This window comes from Bacillus sp. FSL K6-0069, from assembly GCF_038007785.1.
GTDB classification, from domain to species: Bacteria; Bacillota; Bacilli; order Bacillales; family Bacillaceae_G; genus Bacillus_A; species Bacillus_A mobilis.
Genome location: NZ_JBBOXN010000001.1, coordinates 3,358,586 through 3,379,602, shown reverse-complemented (window position 1 = coordinate 3,379,602; position 21,017 = coordinate 3,358,586). Strand labels below are relative to the sequence as shown.

The window sequence follows — 21,017 nt, the reverse complement described above, 5'->3', positions numbered from 1 at the left end:
AGAAAGTGAAAAAGAAAAAAATCAAAAAATTAACAGCAGTTGTAGCACCAGTTTTAGCAATGAGTATGGCATTGACAGCATGTTCTACATCAGGCGGAGATAAGAAGACAAGCACAAATTCTAGCTCTGGCGGAGATAGCAAATCAGAAGAAAAATTAGCAGCGAAACAAGTACTAAATCGTACTGAAACAAATGAGATTCCGACAATGGATACTTCTAAAAATACTGATACATTAGGTTCTCAAATTTTAGGGAACACAATGGAAGGTTTATATCGATTAGATAAAGATAACAAACCAATCCCAGCTGCGGCAGAGTCAAGCACGAAGAGTGAGGATGGTAAAAAATATACATTCAAATTACGTAAAGATGCAAAATGGTCAAATGGTGATCCTGTAACAGCGAAAGATTTCGTATATGCTTGGCAACGTCTATTAGACCCAAAAACAGCTGCTGAGTATGCATTCATTGCATTCCCAATTAAAAATGCAGAAGCCGTTAATAAAGGGGAAAAACCTGTAACAGAACTAGGAGTAAAGGCAGTAGACGACCTTACTTTTGAAGTTGAATTAGAACAAGCAGTACCATACTTCTTAAACTTAGTAGCATTCCCATCGTACTATCCATTAAATGAGAAGTTCGTAAAAGAAAAAGGGGATAAATACGGTTTAGAGTCTGATACAACAGTATATAACGGACCGTTCGTTCTTACTGATTGGAAGCACGAGCAAGGCTGGAAACTAAAGAAAAACGATCAATATTGGGATAAAAAGACTGTAAAACTAGATGAAATTAACTATAGTGTAGTAAAAGAAGTAGCTACAAGAGTAAACTTATATGATACAAATGCAATTGATTTTGCGCTATTAACAGGTGAATTCGTTGATAAGTATAGAAGCAATAAAGAAGAGTTTGGCACATACTCACAAGTAAGTACTTACTTCTTACGTATGAACCAAAAACGTGGTGGACAAGATACACCGTTAAAGAGCCAAAAATTACGTGAAGCAATCGCATTATCAATCGATAAAAAGAATTTATCAAACGTTATTTTAAATGATGGATCTAAGCCTGCGGACTTCTTAGTACCGAAAGGATTAGCAACTGGACCAGACGGTAAAGACTTCCAAGAAACATTTAAAAATGGTATTAAACCAGATGCGAAAAAAGCAGCGGCTGCATGGGATGAAGCGAAAAAAGAGCTTGGAAAAGATCAAGTTACAATTGAGCTATTAAACTATGACACTGGTAATGCGAAAAAAGTTGGAGAATATGTAAAAGATCAAATTGAGAAAAACTTAAAAGGTGTAACTGTTAATATTAAACTTCAGCCATTCAAACAAAAGCTGAAATTAGAAACAGAGCAAGATTATGATTTATCATATGCTGGTTGGGGACCTGACTACGCAGATCCAATGACATTCTTAGATATGTTCCAGTCTAATCATTCTCATAACCAAATGAGCTTCGCTGATTCAAAATATGATGATATGATCAAAAAAGCTGGCGGAGAATTAATGGGTGACGCGAAGAAACGTTGGGAAGAGCTAGGAAAAGCTGAGAAATTACTTCTTGAGCAAGATGTAGCGCTTGTCCCTTTATACCAACGTGGTGATGCATACGTTCAAAAACCAAACGCAAAAGGCATCGTTCACCATAACATTAGCCCAGAGTATAGCTTCAAGTGGGCATACATGACTGAAAAAGATGGGAAATAATTTTAAACAGTAATACTAGATTTAGGTGGATTTATAAAAGTTTCTTAGCTTATTTTGTAGTGAGAATCTCATCGTCCACAATAGTAAGATAAAATGATAGAGCATTCTAAAAGTAGACTATTTACTTTTGGAATGCTCTTTTATTATGAGATTAAATGTAAATGAATTGATAGATATAAATAATTTGTATAGTAACAATTGTGAAAAATACATTTTACTATAACAAAAAAATAATTTTTAGAATATTTTAAAAATAACTTTACAAAAATAGAAAAGTTAGTAGAATATTAATTAATAAGAATTTTCTGATAACTAGTTATTAGAAAATCTATCAAAATTAGTTCCGTACATATAATTGGGGAGGGTACAAAAATGAAGAAAAAGATGAAAAAGTTCACGGCGGTTGTAGCGCCAGTTTTAGCGATGAGTATGGCGTTGACAGCGTGTTCTGGATCTGGTGGGGAGAAGAAATCAAGTACGACGTCTAGTGGTGGTGGGGAAGAGAACAAATCCGAAATTAAATACGCAGCAAAACAAGTATTAAATCGTACAGAGAATCAAGAAATTCCGACGATGGATACGTCTAAATCTACTGATACGTTAGGGTCACAAATTTTAGGGAACACGATGGAAGGATTATATCGTCTTGATAAAGATAATAAGCCAATCCCAGCTGCTGCAGAATCTAGTACGAAAAGCGAGGATGGCAAAAAATATACATTTAAATTACGTAAAGATGCAAAATGGTCGAATGGTGATCCTGTAACAGCGAAAGATTTCGTATTTGCATGGCAGCGCTTACTTGATAAAAATACAGCGTCAGAATACGCATTTATTGCTTACTATATTAAAAACGCAGAAGCAATTAATAAAGGTGAAAAACCTCTAACAGATTTGGGAGCAAAAGCAGTAGATGATTATACACTAGAAGTAGAATTAGAAAAGCCAGTACCATATTTCTTGAATTTACTAGCATTCCCGTCATACTATCCGTTAAATGAAAAATTCGTAAAAGAAAAAGGCGATAAGTACGGTTTAGAAGCAGATACAACGGTGTATAACGGGCCGTTCGTGATGTCTTCATGGAAACATGAACAAGGATGGCAGCTAAAGAAAAATGATAAGTATTGGGATAAGAAGACTGTGAAATTAGAAGAAATTAACTATAGTGTAGTAAAAGAAGTTGCGACGAAAGTAAACTTATATGATACAGGATCAATTGATTTCACACTACTATCAGGAGAGTTTGTAGATAAATATAAATCGAACAAAGAAGAATATGGCGAGTATGCAGAATCAAGTACATTCTTCTTACGTTTAAATCAAAAGCGTAACGGACAAGATACGCCGTTAAAGAGCAAAAAACTTCGTGAAGCAATCGCATTATCAGTTGATAAAAAAGGTTTAGCAAATGTTATTTTAAATAATGGTTCAAAAGCAACAGATCAATTAGTACCAAAAGGACTTGCGACAGGACCAGACGGTAAAGATTTCCAAGATACATTTAAAAATGGTCTGAAATATGATCCGAAAAAAGGTGCAGCAGCGTGGGAAGCAGCGAAAAAAGAACTTGGCAAAGATCAAGTTACAATTGAATTACTAAGTTATGATGATGGAACTGCGAAAAAGATTGCTGATTATGTTAAAGATCAAATTGAGAAAAATTTAAAGGGTGTAACGATTAATACAAAAATTCAGCCATTCAAACAAAAATTAAAATTAGAGACTGCACAAGATTATGAAATTTCTTATGCAGGTTGGAGTCCAGACTACGCGGATCCAATGACGTTTATCGATATGTTCGAGTCGAAGAGCCCGTATAACCAAATGAGTTACTCAAATGCCAAATATGATGATATGGTATCAAAAGCAGGTAATGAATTAATGGGTGATGCGAAGAAGCGTTGGGAAACGTTAGGAAAAGCAGAAAAATTATTCCTTGAAGAAGATGCTGGGTTAGTTCCTTTATATCAAACAGGAAGAGCGTATGTAATGAAACCGAATGTTAAAGGAATTGTGAAACATAACATTAGTCCAGAATATAGCTTTAAGTGGGCGTATGTAACGGAAGGGAAATAAGAAAAAAGAGCGTTTGAAAAATATATTATTTATTTTTTAAACGCTCTTTTACTATTCAATTAAATTTAAATAAATAGAGAAGAATAAGAAAAGTGGTACTTACATATAGTAGATGGGGGAGAATTCGTATAGTAGTAATAGATTGTTATTGATTTAAATAAATTAATTATTATGAATATTCATTAAAAATACTTTACAAATTACGAAAAATTAGTAGAATAATAATTAGTAATAATTTTCTGATAATTTAAATTAGAAATCTCTCAAAGTTAGTTTCGTACATATAAATTGGGGAGGGTACAAGAATGAAGAAAAAGATGAAAAAGTTCACGGCGGTTGTAGTACCAGTTTTAGCAATGAGTATGGCGTTAACAGCATGTTCTTCTGGATCTGGTGGGGAGAAGAAATCGACTACAACGTCTAATAATGGCGGGGAAGAGAAGAAATCTGATATAAAATATGCAGCGAAGCAAGTGCTAAATCGTACAGAAACGAATGAAATTCCGACGATGGATACTTCTAAAAGTACAGATACACTTGGCGCACAAATTTTAGGGAATACGATGGAAGGTTTATATCGCCTTGATAAAGATAATAAGCCAATCCCAGCTGTAGCAGAATCTAGCACGAAAAGCGAGGATGGGAAAAAGTATACATTTAAATTACGGAAAGATGCAAAATGGTCAAACGGTGATCCAGTAACGGCGAAAGATTTCGTATTTGCATGGCAACGTCTCGTAGATCCAAAAACAGCTGCTGAGTATGCATTTATTGCTTACTATATTAAAAATGCAGAAACAATTAATCAAGGAAAAGCAGAAGTTGCTACATTAGGTGTAAAAGCGACAGATGATTATACGCTTGAAGTGGAACTAGAAAGACCAGTACCATATTTCTTGAACTTAATGGCATTTGCGTCATACTATCCATTAAATGAAAAGTTCGTAAAAGAAAAAGGGAATAAATTCGGTTTAGAGTCTGATACAACAGTATATAACGGACCGTTCGTTCTTACTGATTGGAAACATGAGCAAGGCTGGAAATTAAAGAAAAATGAGCAGTATTGGGACAAAAAGACTGTAAAACTAGAGGAAATCAACTATAGTGTAGTAAAAGAACCAGCTACTCGAGTGAATTTATACGATACAGGAGCGATTGATTTCGCCCTTTTATCAGGAGAATTTGTTGATAAGTATAGAAATAATAAAGAAGAGTTTGGTGCGTATTCGGAAACAAGTACGTTTTACTTACGTCTAAACCAAAAACGTGGCGGGCAAGATACACCGTTAAAGAGCAAAAAATTACGTGAAGCAATTGCATTATCAATTGATAAGAAAGCTTTAGCGAATGTCATTTTAAATGATGGTTCAAAACCAGTGGATTACTTAGTACCAAAAGGTTTAGCGAGTGGACCAGATGGTAAAGATTTCGCAGAAACGTTCAAGAATGGTTTAAAACAAGACACTAAAAAGGCAGCAGCAGCTTGGGAAGAAGCGAAAAAAGAACTTGGAAAAGATCAAGTAACAATTGAACTGTTAAATTATGATACTGGTAATGCGAAAAAGGTTGGGGAGTATGTAAAAGATCAAGTTGAAAAAAATCTAAAAGGCGTGACAGTAAATATTAAACTGCAACCATTTAAGCAAAAGCTGAAATTAGAATCAGACCAAGATTATGATTTTTCATATGGTGGCTGGAATCCAGATTACGCGGATCCAATGACGTATCTGGATATGTTTGAAACGACAAATTCTCAGAACCAGATGAGCTACTCAGATTCAAAATATGATGACATTATTACTAAAAGTAAGACAGAATGGATGGCTGATGCAAAAAAACGTTGGACAGAGTTAGGGAAGGCAGAGAAATTGTTACTTGAAGATGATGTAGCGCTTGTACCTTTATACCAAAGTGCTAAATCATATGTTATGAAACCAAATATAAAGGGAATTGTGAAACATAATATTAGTCCGGAATATAGCTTCAAATGGGCGTATATTGAAGAGAAATAAAAAAGAGAAGAGCATTTTCAAGTTGCGGTATTATAGCACTTGAAAATGCTTTTTCTATGCACTTTTATTTCTTCCCCGAATATATAAAATAAAAAAGGGAGAATCCCATGGAACGAAATACTTACATCGATTTCCTAGCTTATTATGGAATAGGAAGTGCTCATCCTGGTGGCTTTACGCTAACAAAACAATTGTTGGCGCAACTACCTTTTAGATTTGGAGCGAATGTCCTTGAGATAGGGTGCGGTACGGGGAAAACAGCGGCATATATGACAAAAGAATGTGGTTATAAAGTAACGGCGGTTGAAAAGAATGAGATTATGATTCAAAAGGCGAAAGATAGATGGTTAATTGAAGGACTAGACATTCAATTAATTGAAGGGAATGTAGAGCAATTACCTTGTTTGCATAATTCATTTGAGTTCGTACTCGGAGAATCGATACTCGCTTTTACAGAGAAAGAAAGGGTTATCTCGGAGTGCTATCGTGTATTACAGAAGGATGGCAAGCTTGTTGTCATTGAAATGATTATTGATAGGCACATTGAGAAGAGTGAGGAAGAAAAGATTGTCCAGTTATACGGGATGGAAGAACTATTAACTGAGAATGAATGGGTACAATTATTCCAGAAAGCAAATTTTAAAAGAATTATAATTGCTGGCGGTGGTACAATTGCAGAAACGATCTCGGGCTATATAGAAGAGCCAGAATGGAATGTATCCTCGCATATTCCAAATGAATTATATGAGGCATGGGTACAGCATGAAAATGTACGACTTATGTACCAACATATTTTAGGTCATCGTATTTTTATATGTGAAAAATAAATAAAAAGAGTTGGCTAAAGATAGTCAACTCTTTACTATGTTAAATGAAAAATAATGCAGCTAATGTAATTCCGAAGATGAAACCAAATCCAAGTTCAACGCCCCATCCACAACCGCCGCCTCCCCAGCCGCCGCAATTACCGCAACCACGACCGCCACATCCACAGCCACTGAATCCACCACCACAACCAAACCCGCAACTATCACATCTGCTAAGGCCGCCGCAAAGATCGCAACCACCGTTTGTATAAGCGTCATAGTATCCGAATCCTGTATCAAAAGATGAGTGCTGTTGTACTGGTTCAATCCATACAGAGTTTTTTGTCACATCAATTATTTTACCTAAATGGACGCGCCCATCACGATCTTCAATTCGAACGACTTTACCGAAATAACGTTGGCACGTATCATAGCATTTTTGTCTATGCATGTTCTTTCCTCCTTCTCCATTACAGTAATACGATATGTAAGGGGGACAAGTGCGGCTTGTACGAATGCCCTATCTATCATAATTGTTATAGGAAAGGGGAAATATAGGAGAAGGATATATAAGGAGGAAAAGGCAATGAAATCTACAGATCAGTTTCAGACATACGAAGTACCGTGGGAAGAATTTATTGAAGCATTGCGAGAGGAAATGAAGAAGCAAGTAGGGGCAGATATAATTGATACAGTAGTTTGCAATTTAGAAGATGGCTTTGAAGTGTATACATATGTGCAAGGGGATTTGGATTTTGAATATAAGGAAGTACTTGAAAGAAAATACGGAAGCGATGCAAAAACGCCTAATGTGTTAACAATTATGTTATTAGCTAGTATTTATAGTGCGAGTGAAGAGAATATACGCTTGCATGCGGATAATAAAGATAATCCGGTTGTTGAAGTGTATGTGAAGCAATGAAACACGCTGTGAAAGGCGTGTTTTTTATTTTTATGATAAAATGTTAGAAAATTAAGAAAGAAGGTGGCGGTTTGAAAATTAAACATCTTAATTTGACAGTTTCAGATGTAGTAGCTGCTAGAGAGTTTTTAGAGAAATATTTTGGTTTAACTTGTAGCGGAACAAGGGGAAATGGCTTTGCAGTTTTGCGTGATAATGATGGGTTTATATTAACATTAATGAAAGGGAAAGACGTACATTATCCACAAACATTTCATGTAGGGTTTCCTCAAGAAAATGAAGAACAAGTAAATAAGATGAATCAAAGATTGCATGCGGATGGCTTTTTGGTCGAACCTCCTAAGCATGCACATGCTTATACGTTTTATGTTGAAGCACCTGGTGGATTTACAATTGAAGTGATGTGTTAATTCAAAATCAAACTTTTTGTTATGTGTTTTCAATATGAAAAGTAGGAAAAGTCTGTTTTAAGTGTAGAGCTTAAACAGGCTTTTTTACTTATAGTATCGGATAGAAAACGCTAGAAGGAATACTATTCAGTTTATATAACTGTTTACATAATAAAGTTATGCCATGTTAGTTGTCCTAAAATACAAGTCATATATCTTGTTTCCTCTCATAAATTTAAACATAGGAATTTGTCTACAAAGGTGGCGAAGCCTCATCATGAAAATTCGAATTTGTGCCACATTCATGTTGTTTCTATTTATATGGTTACATCCTTTTTGGACTTTTGCAAAAGGAGAGGAGGCAAAGGAAAGGGTCGTTTCACTTGTATATGATGATTCGGGCAGCATGAGAAATAACGATCGCTGGAAATATGCCAATTACGCTTTGCAAAGTTTAGTTGCGCTATTAGATGAAAAAGATAAATTTTCGTATGTTCCAATGAGCAAGCCGAATGATCCATTAAACATTTCGTTAACAAAGGATAAGAGACAAACAGAAATTGAGGGAATTGGGGCATGGAAAACGTATTTAAATACTCCGTTTAGCGCAGTAGAAACGGCGATGCAATCTATAAAAAAGGAAGCAGATATAGATGGAAAACGTGAATTTTGGCTTATTGTCTTAACTGACGGGGCATTTAATGATTTAGAGAAAGATAAGGTTGGCGGGAAAGAACAAATCTTGCAGAAGTTAGCACAGTTTAAGAAGGATATGGATGCAAAAAAAATATCGCTACATCCAATTTTAATTACGATGGAAGAGGATTTAGGACAGCAAGAAAAGGCACAACTAAATACGTTTAAAGAGATATGGAAGAAAGAGATAAACGGAGTAGCGATGCCATCTAGTGGAGAGGATGGTATTGTAAAAAGCGTCAATCAAGTGGCTGCATTAGTTGCAAATCGTGACCCGTTCTCTTCTGTTGAATCGATTGTAAAAACGAAAGTAGTAGGGAAGAAAGTAGAGATTACAACACCATTTCCATTAAAGCGTATGACGCTTGTACGACAATCGCCTTCTTTGTCTAATTATCAGGTCACACAAATTTCTAAACCGTTACAATTACAATCTTCCTATTCCATACATGCACCAGGAGAAGCGAAATTATTCGGAAATATAGTTCATATCAGTACGGAAAATCAGGAAGTTATTAAACCAGGAACTTATACGATAGAGGTGGATCGAGACATTGAGAAAGAAGGACTACAAGTACTAGTTGAACCAGCGCTTAACTATACTGTTTCTACTTATGACAAAGATGATCGTAGTCAAAAAAATGTGGAAGAAATGTACGAAGGTGTTACTGCTGTTATTGAAGCGAAGCCTACCGAATTACCAATTCAGTCTTCATATTTTCAGGCAGAAGTAGAAATAGACGGAAAACAGTACCAGATGAAGTGGGACGATAAAAAACATGTATTTTACTACGAAACGAAGATTGATAAAGGGTTAGTGCGTGGGAAAGTTCATATGAACATAAAGGGATTTTACAGACAGACGAAAGAATTTAAAGTCGAAGTAACGGAAAAACCAAAATTATCACTGCAAACTATTACGAAAGATTATGAAGAAAAAGTAACAAATTTAGAGAATAGTAAACCCTTTATTATACAACCACAGTTAGATGGTAAGCCGATAACAGAAGAGGCTGTAAAGAGACTAATAAAATCTACTGGTGTCACATCTAAACAATCAATCAACTATGAAATCAAACAACATGGTAATCAAATTTATATTTATCCTCGACCTCATTACTCCGACACATTCAATTTTACAGATACCGGCACCGTAGAAGCTACCATCGCAGTGCAAGATTCAAAATTAAAAGAAGTAAAGAAAAGTATTTCACTTCATATTCAAAATGCACCGTTTTATGAAAAATATGCGCTTATCTTTAAGTTTGTTATTCCTATCACTTTATTACTGTTAATAGTAGGAATAATCATTTTAGGATGGATTGTTCGCCCAAGATTTCACCGGAAAGCACTATTGTATTATGAATGGGATCAAGAGGTAGCGAAAGATTGGTTATATCAATCTGAACCAGAGTTACTTAAAAATAAATGGTGGAAGCACTATTTTGGCATTCCGTTTAGGGCAGAAAGAAAGACTGTGCAATCTGTTACGTTTATAGCAAAGAAAGGATCGAAATCAATATTTGTAGCGAAAGAGTCACAAGTAGTAGGAATGATTATTGATGGGATGTTTATAACAGAGGATGAGGTTGGAATGGAGCATAAGACGCTATATCCAAATGAACTTTTAGTAATTGATAGAGGATATGGTAAAGAGATTTACAGGTACGAGTGTGAATAGTAGATAGGGCAAAGAGGGGAATTTTAGCTTTCCCTCCTCTTTTCAAACAAGCAAGAATAGGAAGGTGGTTCACATGACGTTACAAGTTCCAACGATATTAATTGGTTTAGGTGGAATCGGTAGTACTGTAACACATCAAATATATGAAAGACTACCTGAGGAGCGCCGGAAAAAGGTAGCAATGCACGTATTTGATACAGATGTGAATACATTGAGTAAATTTGATCATATTCGAAAGTTTAAAACACAAACGAGTTCAAGTAAAACGCCAAGAGAGTATATTGCGGGAGATCCAACGATTCCAGAATGGTTTCCAATGGACCCGACTATACTTGATAAACCACTGACGGAAGGGGCAGGACAGTTACGCGTCATTTCCCGTTTAGCGTTACGTGCTGCGATGAAAGAAGATAAATTGACATCCTTTTGGCAAGAAATCGAGAAGATTTTTCCGGTTACAAGCGATCAAACGGAATATGGAGTACGTGTCATTATAGTAACGTCACTAGCGGGCGGAACAGGTTCAGGGATGTTTCTACAAATTGCATTATATTTACGTGAAATGCTTCGGAAAAAACTGCAGCATCACAACATTTTAATACGTGGTGCGTTTCTAATGCCTGACGTTTTAGTTAAGACGAGAACGGTTAGTGCGAAAGAGTTTGAAACGGTGCAAGCAAACGGCTATGCATCTTTAAAAGAATTACATGCCATTACGCTTGGTTCTACGGGGGAATTATCAAAACGCGGTGGCGTCACGATTGAATTAGAGTATCGTCCTGATCAAGTAGATGAGGATGGGAGAACGAATCATACGATTAAACAGCATCATTTACCGTACAATTATTGTTTCTTATACGATTATGAAAATCTACATGGACACCATCTGCACAATTTATCAGATTATATGGAGCAAATGGCAAATACGATTTATTTACAGTTATTTAGTCCGATGTCTGCAAACCATTTTGCGCAGGAAGATAATCAAATTCAGCAATTAGCAGAATCGAGCGGGAAAGGACGATATTGCGGGGCAGGAACGGCAAAGATTATTTATCCGTATGAGCACGTGTTAAAATATTGTGCTTTAAAATGGGCAGTGCAAGGTTTAGATGAATCGTGGCTTCATTTAGATCAACTGTTTCAAGAGAAGAAACAAAGATATGATCAAGATGTAAAACGAGGGATGCAACGTGAAAAGCCAGAGCGCGGGAAAAGTTATTTAGAAGACTTAGAACATCTTGCTACTCGTCCGGAACAGGCTCATATTTTCTATAGACAAATGTACAATGAAACGCGTGAAGGAGCAGAAGGTGGTAAGGTTGGTGTAGCCAAATCTAAATTATTTTTAGAAGCTGTAGAAAGCTATGTACAGCGTACGGTGCAAAAAGATGAGGAATTAAACCGTCTGCAGCATGAGTGTAAAATTTCGGCTGCGAAGCTGAAAATGATGGAGCAAATGAAAGGTGAAGTAGCAAGAGTGGATCATGCGGTTCGTTTATATGCGTATGCGATTCCGAGCCGCGTACATGAACATGTAACGACACTTTTATATGACATGATTGAATCAGACCGTTTTTCACCAAGTGGTTCTGAAGGCCAGTCATATCAACTAAATACATGGTTTTTAAAGAAAACAGATCCTGTTCATCCAGTATCAGCTCGTTTTATGTTATATGAAATTCGAAAGCAGTTAGTAGAGAAAATGAATCGTTTACATGAAAATAATGAACAAAAGCGTAATTTAATTCAAAACTACGATAAGAAATTTAATGTAAGTAATATTGATGGAACGGTAACTGCTGTTCGCCGAGTAGAAATCGCGCAGCAACAAGGCTGGTTTGGAAAAATGATGAATAATCAGCAGCGTTTATTTAAAAAGGAATTTGAAGATATTGTAACGCAGTACGTACACAAGTTAAACGAGTATCGTAAAGAAATGCTATTAGAACTCGTGTATCAATCACTATATCAAGCAGTTAATAAAATGATTCAATATTGGGAAAGGTTTTTTGATAATTTACACGAAACACGTGAAAATTTATTGTTCGAAATTCAAAAACGAAGCAAGGAATTTGAAGGGAAAACAAACCCAACGAATGTATACGTATTAGCTGAAGAGAAGTTACAAGAAAAAATATGGCAAGATATGCAGCAACATTTAAATTTAGGAGTATTACCGAAAGATATATCTGCGGAAATTTATATGAGTTTATACGGGGAATATTGCCGGGATGCGAAAACAGAAGAGATTCAATCGAAAAAGGTAGAAGACTTTTATCGTGAGCACATACTAAGTTATTGCTACGATGAATTACAAATACGCTATCGCGATAAGTTAGAACTGAATATCGTTGAGGCGTTACGAAAAGAAGCGGATTATAAGAAGCGTGATCGTGATGAATACGTCCGTGAAAAAATTGAAGACTTGTTCCATTTAGCTAGTCCATTTGTGCCGAAAGTTTCACATCATAGGGAATTACAATATTGGGGTATACATCCATCTTTAAAGAAAGAACTACAAGAGGAATTAATTCAAGAAATGTTTAAAGAAAAAGATACAGTACATGAAGCTTTTTCGCCATTTGAAGTCATTTGTTATCGTGCGCATTACGGTTTATCGTTGCAAGACTTTCCTAAGCTTTCGTCTGGACACATTGCAAATGGATTTATGAATGATAAAGGTGATTATTTTCAGTCATACTATCGCCGTGTAAACAAGTTGAATAGTAAAAAATCTAGTTTAACGCCGCATTTAGATAAGTATTGGCACTTACCAGCATTCATGCCAGACTTAAATGCAACACAAACGAAGTTAGATTACGATAAATGTAATCGAGCTCTTCTATACGCGTATATGTATCGCTGGATTAGTTTAGTTGCTGTTGATGGTCAGTTCGTGTATCAATATAACGGCGTTGGGCGTAGCTTCTTAATTCAGTCGATGGGAAAAAATATTTCAAGTGAAAGTTACAAATTACACAGGGCGTTGCTTCATAATCCGTTTATTTATGAAAACATCTTGTCCAGATTTGAAGAAGAACAAGAAAAAGCTATGATACAGGGCGGACATTTATATACACATCCGTTTGTATTAGGTGCTCAAGATATTAGATGGCTTCGTAAAGAGCATGTCCATAATATTTTAGATATGATTTTAATGTATGATCGTGAAGCGAAATATGACCCAACGCTAGAAGAAACTTCTGATGAATTATTAAGGCTATTCCTTGATGAAATTGAGTTGTATTTCCAAAACTATTACGGTACAGGTGCCGATATGGTTGCAAAGAAAGAGAAAGAAATGTTTATTAAACAATTGTGGGATCGTTCGTATGCGAAAGGTTATGTAGACCCAAATAGTGCTCCTTATAAAAAGTGGCAAAATTTATTAAGCGTTTATGATGAAGAGGAAACACCAAAAACGAATGTTTAATGAATGAAAAGGGAATCCTTAAAAGTGGCAATACAACTTTAGAAAAGAGGGATTCCGATGCCGTTTTTAGGAAGTGTATATCAAATATTTGGATTGTATCCAGAAATTTATTATGGAATGATTTCAGCTGAACTTGCAGAGCAACAAAGATTGGAACAAGCGGAAAACGAAGAACCAGAAACAGAAGCGTAACTGTATAAGAAGTTTCAAAATAAAAATGATAACACGCTACTTACTCTTTACACGTATAAGAGTAAGTAGCGTGTTTTTATTATTTAATGATCCCGTTTTCTAAAATTTTAATAGTAGGAGTTACTTTCACATTAGCTTTTGAAAAGGCACTTGGCCAATCATCTTCGACAGTTTTCCATTCTTTATATTGAAAAGCTCTCGCATAATCACCAAATCCAAACGGATCAAGTTGCTGTTTTTGAATGTTGTGGATTAAATCGTTTAAATCTTTGTTTAGCTGTTTTGTAATAAGAGAAGTTAATTTCTTTCTATCTTTGTCTATATCCATGTTGAATGTAAGTTCAGATACGGAAACTTTAAAATCCATTGCAATATTAAATTTGAAGTGGTTATCGTTATAACCTGTGTGAATGTCACGATTCATACTAAGAACATTTATTGTCACGAAATCTTTGCCGTCTGTATCTTTTAAATCACTATTACTTTCAACTTGAGTAGAAGGGATCTTCATTGTAAGAGAAACTGGTGTATTGGCCTTCTTTTGTAATAGAAGAAGGAGGGCACTTTCATATCGATTTAAAGACATCTTATAAATTCCGCGAGAAGTTAATAGTGCGGAACCGGTAACGATAATATCTTTTTTTCCTTTTTTTATTTCTGAGATAGCAGGTGTTATACCTTTATTAAAAGTTTGCCTATGAAATTCATGGAATGTCGTAAACGCGGTTCGATTGTATAGTTTGTTCGTATTAATTAAATCTGTTAAATATTCAGGAAGTGCAGGCTTATCTTTAAAATTATTATATATAACGGAAGAAATTGGTCCGTCAACTGCAACCATGCGCATATTTCCTGTATTTTTAGGGTCGCGATACCAAACATCAAGGTAAGGCATAGCGCCTTCTTGTTTTAAAAACTTCGTGCTAAATAAAATGAGCTGTAACTTTTCTGTAGATATTAAACCGCTACTTGAACTATTAAATGTTGCTTTCGCTTCTCGAGGGGTATGTACTGTCGCTTCATGAGTTTCGTATTTTTTCTCTACATCTTCATTAAAAATAGGGTTTACGTGGTACACAATTAATTTTCCTTTTGTCTTTGCATCAAACCCATAAATTAATGAAATGGATTGTTTTTCTAAGTCGAGCCGATCTCCTCCACATCCTGTTAAAAAGGTTATGAGAAAGCAAAATATAGTGAAAATAAAGCGTCTCATTTAAATTTTTCTCCTTTTCCAATGCTGATAAAGTGTCATGTATAAGAGAAATACGACTGGGAATAGAAAAACGATAAAATAACTTGCAGTTCCCCAAAATTCTCGTAATGCACTTATTTGATACGAGGATGGGATATAAAAGAATAAAACGAAAACACACCCAAATAATAAAAACCAAACAGGCAATGAACTCTCTTTTTTGTTAAGTAATTGATTGATTCCATCTGAAGCAGTGAAAATATAGGGAATGCAAGAATCAAAAATAATGAAGAGATAAAATGACAAAAGATAATTTCAAACCGTTCAAGAAATGAAAAGTGAAATGGTGTAACAAGAGAAAGAGTGGGCCATAAAAACTTTGTTATACCATCCGGGCTAAAATAAACAAAAGAGACGAACGTGACTTGAAGATAAACAAAGAGCGTAATCAAATTCGCAAGAACAATGCCTTTTTTTGCAGATGATTTATTACTGAGATAAGGATAAAGGACAAATGCAAACTCAAATCCGAGAAACGCAATAATAGTTGATTTTACTGTATTGAAAACGGGTATCCATCCCTCTTTCAGGAGGGGAAGAAGATAAACCCAATGCCCGTCTTTAAGTGGGATAAATAATAATAATGGCATCCAGAGTGTAAAGAAGACAGTAAAAACAGCATAGCGGCTAATAATAAGAACACCTTTACATGCGAGCATAAGCATTGGAATAGATAGTAACATCATAATTAAAAACATAGGAGATCTAGGTAAAATCCAAATGTGAATAACGTATAAGAGGGAGAATATTAAAGAAACAGCTGCAAGTACAGCATATAAAATCCAAAGCAGCATCGCGATTTTTCCTAGCCATTTCCCCAAATAACGTGTTAACACATCAAGTAAAGAATAACCAGGATGTTGCGCCATAATTTGTATAATACAAAGACTTACACAAGTAGTTATAGCCCATCCAATAATAATTGACATCCAGCCATCGGTATTCGCTCCTTGTGCAACTTCACGTGGAAGTGTGAGTACACCAAATCCAACTTGAACACCACTAATTGTTAGAATGTATTGAAATAAAGTAATCTCCCTCTTTGCGCGATTTGTCACTTCTTTTCCTTCCTTTCCTTCATATCTCGTTGTCGGTTTTCTTGTTTCAAGTTAAGAGAGAGAGGTCGTTTTTTCATGATTTTCCATGGGAAACGTATGAGAATGTCTTTTAAATCCGAAGCAAATGACGGAGAAAAAGGACTACCATATGGTACACCAAGTGATTCCATAGAAAGAATATGGATGATGATAATTGCCATCCCGACCATAATGCCAATGACACCGAATAAAGAAGCGATTACCATCATTGGGAATCGAAGAAGCCGAATTCCTGCCGACATTTCCATGTTAGGAATGATGAAAGAAGCGACTGCAGTAATAGATACGACGATAACCATAACATTACTTACGATGCCTGCTTGAACCGCGGCTTGTCCAATAACAATCCCTCCTACGACGCCGATCGTTTGTCCAACGGGACCAGGAAGCCGAACCGCAGCTTCGCGGAGCATTTCAAGTACTAATTCCATCAAAAGTGCTTCTAATATAGGAGGAAAAGGAATTTTAGCTCGAGATTCTCCAATTGTTAACAATAATTTAAGAGGAATCACTTCATAATGGAAAGAAATCATAGCAATATAAAGAGCCGGAGCAAATATTGCAATAAATAATCCGGTGAAACGAAGTAATCGTATGAAAGATGGAATCATTGGCCTAAAGCTGTAATCATCTATCGTCTGAAAAAAAGCTGAAAAGGTCATAGGTCCAATTAATACGCCTGGTGAGCGATCTACAACAACAGCAATTCGTCCATCCAAAATATGATGGGCCGTTGTGTCAGGGCGTTCAGTAATAGATAATTGGGGAAAGAGAGTATAGGAATTATCTTCAACAAATCCTTCTAATTCTCCGGTAGTAAGAATGGCATCCACTTTAATGGATTCGATACGGCATGCCATTTCTTGTACGACATCTTCATTTGCAGTGTCTGCTAGGTATAGCAAAAAAACCTTTGAAGTAGCTCGTTCACCAACAGTGAATTCCTTCACTTTCAATTCGCGATTTGGAATATAGCGACGAATAAGTGCAAGACTGTCGCTCGCTACCTCATTAAATCCTTCGTGTGAGCTTTTTATGGAAGTTTCTGTAGTCGGTTCTTCAATACTTCTTTTTGGCGCAGATTGCGTATCTAGTTCTAAAGCTGTAAGTTGTCCATTTATGAATAAAATGCTTTTTCCATGTAAAAGGGACTGTTCAATATCTGCCCACTGCTGAACTTTCTTTATATTCCCGATTGTAACGGAGGATTCCCAAAAATCGTCCTCATTCCACTCTTTAAATAGGAGTGGGCGAAGAATATCAATGTTAATAACAGTTTTATCTACAAGTCCTTCCATATATATAAGTGCAGCTTCTTTGCCGTTTTTTAACGGAAAAGTGCGTGTAATTAATTCTGGAATACCGCTAAACAGTTTGGACAAGTGCTTTAGATTAAGGGAAAGAGAAGAAGAAATAGCTTTATTTAATAGGTGATCAGCTTGCCCTTGGGCAGAAAAAGATTTTTCACCACGTATCCATTTATTAAAAGACCCCATTTGTTCGCTTACTCCTTGTTATGTTTTATATGGGTTATTATGGATAGTTCTATGCGGACATATGCGTAGTTTAAATTTTATATTGTATATTTTTAGCTTTAACGCTATAATTATAGTGTTAAAGATGGAATCGTGATATGACCTGTTATGAATCTATCGTTTTATTTATGAATAAATGGATTGGTATTTTAGCAAGATGTGCTAATAAACTACTCCACCATGATAATAACGTGCCGAAATGTGGTGCGTATATTTTCGTGGTGGAGTTTTTTTATTCTCAAAAAGGGGGAAAGACCATGAATGACAACATGGTTCATATTACAATTGACGGAAAAAAGTATACAGCGGAGCCCGGTTCAACGATATTGGGTGTTATTAATGAGAACGGGATTGAACATCCACAAATTTGTTACGTGCCAGAAGTAGATCCTATTCAAACATGTGATACTTGTATTGTAGAAGTTGACGGAAAGTTAATGCGCTCTTGTTCGACAATGGCGACAGAAGGTATGAACATTGAACGTAATTCTGCTCGTGCAAAAGAAGCGCAAACAGAGGCGATGGATCGGTTACTAGAAAATCATTTATTATACTGTACGGTATGTGATAACAACAATGGGAACTGTAAACTGCATAATACAGCAGAATTAATGGAGATTGAACATCAAAAATATCCTTATGAACCGAAAGTAGATGTAAGTGAAGTTGATATGACGCATCCGTTTTATCGCTACGATCCTAATCAATGTATTGCATGCGGTCAATGTGTTGAGGTATGTCAAAACTTACAAGTAAATGAAACGTTATCAATAGACTGGGAAGCGGAACGCCCACGAGTTATTTGGGATGAAGGAGTAAATATTAATGATTCTTCATGCGTGAGCTGTGGTCAATGTGTAACCATTTGTCCTTGTAATGCTTTAATGGAGAAAACGATGCTCGGTGAAGCTGGATTTATGACGGGATTAAAACCAGATATTCTTGAACCGATGGTAGATTTAATTAAAGAAGTTGAACCTGGATATAGCGGCATTTTTGCAGTATCAGAAGTGGAAGCGGCCATGCGTGATACTCGTACGAAGAAAACGAAAACAGTTTGTACATTTTGTGGCGTAGGTTGTTCATTTGAAGTGTGGACGAAAGGGCGTAAAATCCTTAAAGTACAGCCTTCTTCTGATGCGCCAGTTAACGCAATTTCTACTTGTGTAAAAGGAAAATTCGGTTGGGATTTCGTAAATTCTAAAGAAAGAATCACAAAACCTTTAATTCGTAAAAATGGAACGTTTGTTGAATCTACATGGGAAGAAGCACTACATGTAGTTGCAAGTAAATTAGGATCTATTAAAGAAGAATACGGTAAAGATGCTATCGGTTTTATTTCTTCATCAAAAATTACGAATGAAGACAATTATGTTATTCAAAAATTAGCTCGACAAGTATTTGAAACGAATAATATTGATAACTGCTCACGTTATTGTCAATCACCAGCGACAGACGGATTATTCCGTACAATTGGTATGGGCGGAGATGCAGGAACGATTAAAGATATCGCAAAATCCGGTCTTGTTATTATTGTAGGTTGTAATCCGACAGAAGGTCATCCTGTTTTAGCTACACGTATTAAACGTGCGCATAAATTACACGGACAAAAATTAATTGTCGCTGATCTTCGTAAAACAGAAATGGCAGAGCGCTCAGACGTTTTTATTAGTCCAAAACAAGGAACAGATCAAGTATGGTTAATGGCTGTTACGAAATATATGATTGATCAAGGCTGGCACGATCAACGATTTATTGATGAGAATGTAAACTTCTTTGAAGATTTCAAAGAGAGTCTGACAGAATATACACTTGAATATGCAGAAGAAATGACTGGTATTTCAAAAGAAACACTTATTCAAATGGCTGAAATGATTCGTGATGCAGATGGTACGTGTATCCTTTGGGGTATGGGAGTAACGCAAAATACGGGTGGTTCTGATACTTCCGCTGCGATTTCAAACTTACTTCTTGCAACAGGTAATTATCGTCGTCCAGGTGCTGGTGCATATCCACTTCGAGGTCATAATAACGTACAAGGTGCTTGTGATATGGGTACTTTACCAGGATGGCTTCCAGGATATCAGCACGTTACTAACGATATGGAGCGTGCGAAATTTGAAATGGCTTACGGAGTGAAAATTAATAGTGAACCAGGTCTTAATAATATTGAAATGCTTCATGCAATTGATGAAGGGAAAATGAAAGCTATGTATCTTGTTGGAGAGGATATGGCTCTTGTAGACTCTAATGCGAACCATGTACATGAAGTGTTATCAAGCCTTGATTTCTTCGTTGTGCAAGATGTTTTCTTATCTAAAACTGCTCAATATGCAGATGTTGTATTACCGGCAGCACCGTCTCTTGAGAAAGAAGGTACTTTCACAAATACAGAGCGCCGTGTACAAAGATTGTATCAAGTTCTTCCTACGCTTGGAGATGCGAAGCCAGACTGGTGGATTGTGCAGGAGATTGCGAATAAATTAGGTGCAAACTGGAATTATAGCCATCCAAGTGAAATTTTTGCTGAAATGGCAAGTTTATCACCACTATTCTCACAAGCAAATTATGAAGTACTTGAAGGGTGGAATAGTTTCCATTGGGGAAGTTTTGATGGAACAAATACACCACTTCTGTTCCAAGATGGATTTAACTTCCCAGATAAAAGAGCTCGTTTTGCGATTGCTGATTGGGTACGTCCAGCTGAATTCCCAGCGGAGTTCGATCTTCACATTAATAACGGTCGTATGCTTGAGCATTTCCATGAAGGGAATATGACAAATAAATCAACAGGTATTCAAACGAAAGTACCGGGCGTTTTCGTTGAAATTTCTCCGGCGCTTGCGAAAGAACGTGGAGTGAAAACAGGTTCATTAGTTCGTCTTGTCTCTCCTTTTGGAGCATTAAAATTACGTGCGCTTGTAACAGACCGTGTAAAAGCGAATGAGTTATATTTACCGATGAACTCTACAGATAATGAAACAGCAATTAATTTCTTAACAGGTCCTGCAGTTGATACGCGTACGAACACACCTGCTTATAAACAGACGAAAGTGCGTATGGAATTGCTAGAAGTTGATGGCGAAAATCCGATGCCAAAAGCGAACCCACGCAATAAAAAACGTCACCCTCAAGCTGGTATTGAGGTAGATCGTAAGTGGGCACGTCCAGGGTATGTGCATTTAACGGATAAGTAGGA

At 36.1% G+C, this 21,017-nt stretch carries 14 protein-coding genes; 10 read left to right on the top strand and 4 right to left on the bottom strand.

Features of this window, described 5'->3' with window-relative positions; all coding sequences use genetic code 11:
- Positions 1–5 precede the first annotated feature (5 nt).
- The 4 genes from MHB74_RS17310 (at position 6) to MHB74_RS17295 (ending at position 6,636) form a co-directional block, all read left to right on the top strand.
- Positions 6–1,718 (top strand): peptide ABC transporter substrate-binding protein, encoded by a 1,713-nt coding sequence (locus MHB74_RS17310; protein ID WP_061679901.1) that lies wholly within the window; start codon positions 6–8, stop codon positions 1,716–1,718.
- 372 nt (positions 1,719–2,090) lie between these two features.
- Entirely contained in the window at positions 2,091–3,797 is a 1,707-nt protein-coding gene (locus MHB74_RS17305) for a peptide ABC transporter substrate-binding protein (RefSeq protein ID WP_061678501.1), read from the top strand.
- A gap of 305 nt (positions 3,798–4,102) precedes the next feature.
- Entirely contained in the window at positions 4,103–5,809 is a 1,707-nt protein-coding gene (locus MHB74_RS17300) for a peptide ABC transporter substrate-binding protein (protein WP_061678500.1), read from the top strand.
- Positions 5,810–5,916: 107 nt separating this feature from the next.
- Positions 5,917–6,636 (top strand): class I SAM-dependent methyltransferase, encoded by a 720-nt coding sequence (locus MHB74_RS17295; protein ID WP_061678499.1) that lies wholly within the window; start codon positions 5,917–5,919, stop codon positions 6,634–6,636.
- A gap of 40 nt (positions 6,637–6,676) precedes the next feature.
- Here MHB74_RS17295 and MHB74_RS17290 read toward each other — a convergent pair whose 3' ends face one another.
- Entirely contained in the window at positions 6,677–7,066 is a 390-nt protein-coding gene (locus MHB74_RS17290) for a hypothetical protein (protein ID WP_061678498.1), read from the bottom strand.
- Positions 7,067–7,201: 135 nt separating this feature from the next.
- On the opposite strand from MHB74_RS17290, the gene MHB74_RS17285 reads away from it, so the two are divergent.
- The 5 genes from MHB74_RS17285 (at position 7,202) to MHB74_RS17265 (ending at position 13,931) form a co-directional block, all read left to right on the top strand.
- Complete coding sequence (locus MHB74_RS17285; RefSeq protein WP_061678497.1) at positions 7,202–7,537, top strand: hypothetical protein; 336 nt, start codon at positions 7,202–7,204, stop codon at positions 7,535–7,537.
- Positions 7,538–7,608: 71 nt separating this feature from the next.
- On the top strand, positions 7,609–7,947 hold the full coding sequence (locus tag MHB74_RS17280) for a VOC family protein (protein ID WP_061678496.1): 339 nt from the start codon (positions 7,609–7,611) through the stop codon (positions 7,945–7,947).
- Between the two features lie 256 nt (positions 7,948–8,203).
- On the top strand, positions 8,204–10,303 hold the full coding sequence (locus MHB74_RS17275; RefSeq protein WP_061678495.1) for a vWA domain-containing protein: 2,100 nt from the start codon (positions 8,204–8,206) through the stop codon (positions 10,301–10,303).
- A gap of 73 nt (positions 10,304–10,376) precedes the next feature.
- Positions 10,377–13,739 carry a tubulin-like doman-containing protein gene (locus tag MHB74_RS17270; protein WP_061678494.1) on the top strand — a complete coding sequence of 1,121 codons (3,363 nt, stop codon included), beginning with the start codon at positions 10,377–10,379 and terminating at the stop codon, positions 13,737–13,739.
- Positions 13,740–13,796: 57 nt separating this feature from the next.
- Positions 13,797–13,931 (top strand): hypothetical protein, encoded by a 135-nt coding sequence (locus MHB74_RS17265; RefSeq protein ID WP_001116178.1) that lies wholly within the window; start codon positions 13,797–13,799, stop codon positions 13,929–13,931.
- 79 nt (positions 13,932–14,010) lie between these two features.
- On the opposite strand, the gene MHB74_RS17260 is transcribed toward MHB74_RS17265, so the two are convergent.
- From MHB74_RS17260 to MHB74_RS17250, 3 genes are all read right to left on the bottom strand, one after another.
- On the bottom strand, positions 14,011–15,147 hold the full coding sequence (locus MHB74_RS17260; RefSeq protein WP_061678493.1) for a Ger(x)C family spore germination protein: 1,137 nt from the start codon (positions 15,145–15,147) through the stop codon (positions 14,011–14,013).
- Between the two features lie 113 nt (positions 15,148–15,260).
- Positions 15,261–16,244 (bottom strand): endospore germination permease, encoded by a 984-nt coding sequence (locus MHB74_RS17255; RefSeq protein WP_081110272.1) that lies wholly within the window; start codon positions 16,242–16,244, stop codon positions 15,261–15,263.
- Positions 16,241–17,779 carry a spore germination protein gene (locus MHB74_RS17250; protein ID WP_061678492.1) on the bottom strand — a complete coding sequence of 513 codons (1,539 nt, stop codon included), beginning with the start codon at positions 17,777–17,779 and terminating at the stop codon, positions 16,241–16,243. Before MHB74_RS17250 ends, MHB74_RS17255 begins: the two co-directional genes overlap by 4 nt.
- Positions 17,780–18,075: 296 nt before the next feature.
- On the opposite strand from MHB74_RS17250, the gene fdhF reads away from it, so the two are divergent.
- Positions 18,076–21,015, top strand: coding sequence for a formate dehydrogenase subunit alpha (gene fdhF / locus MHB74_RS17245; protein ID WP_061678491.1), 2,940 nt, complete (start codon positions 18,076–18,078; stop codon positions 21,013–21,015).
- Positions 21,016–21,017: the final 2 nt, after the last annotated feature.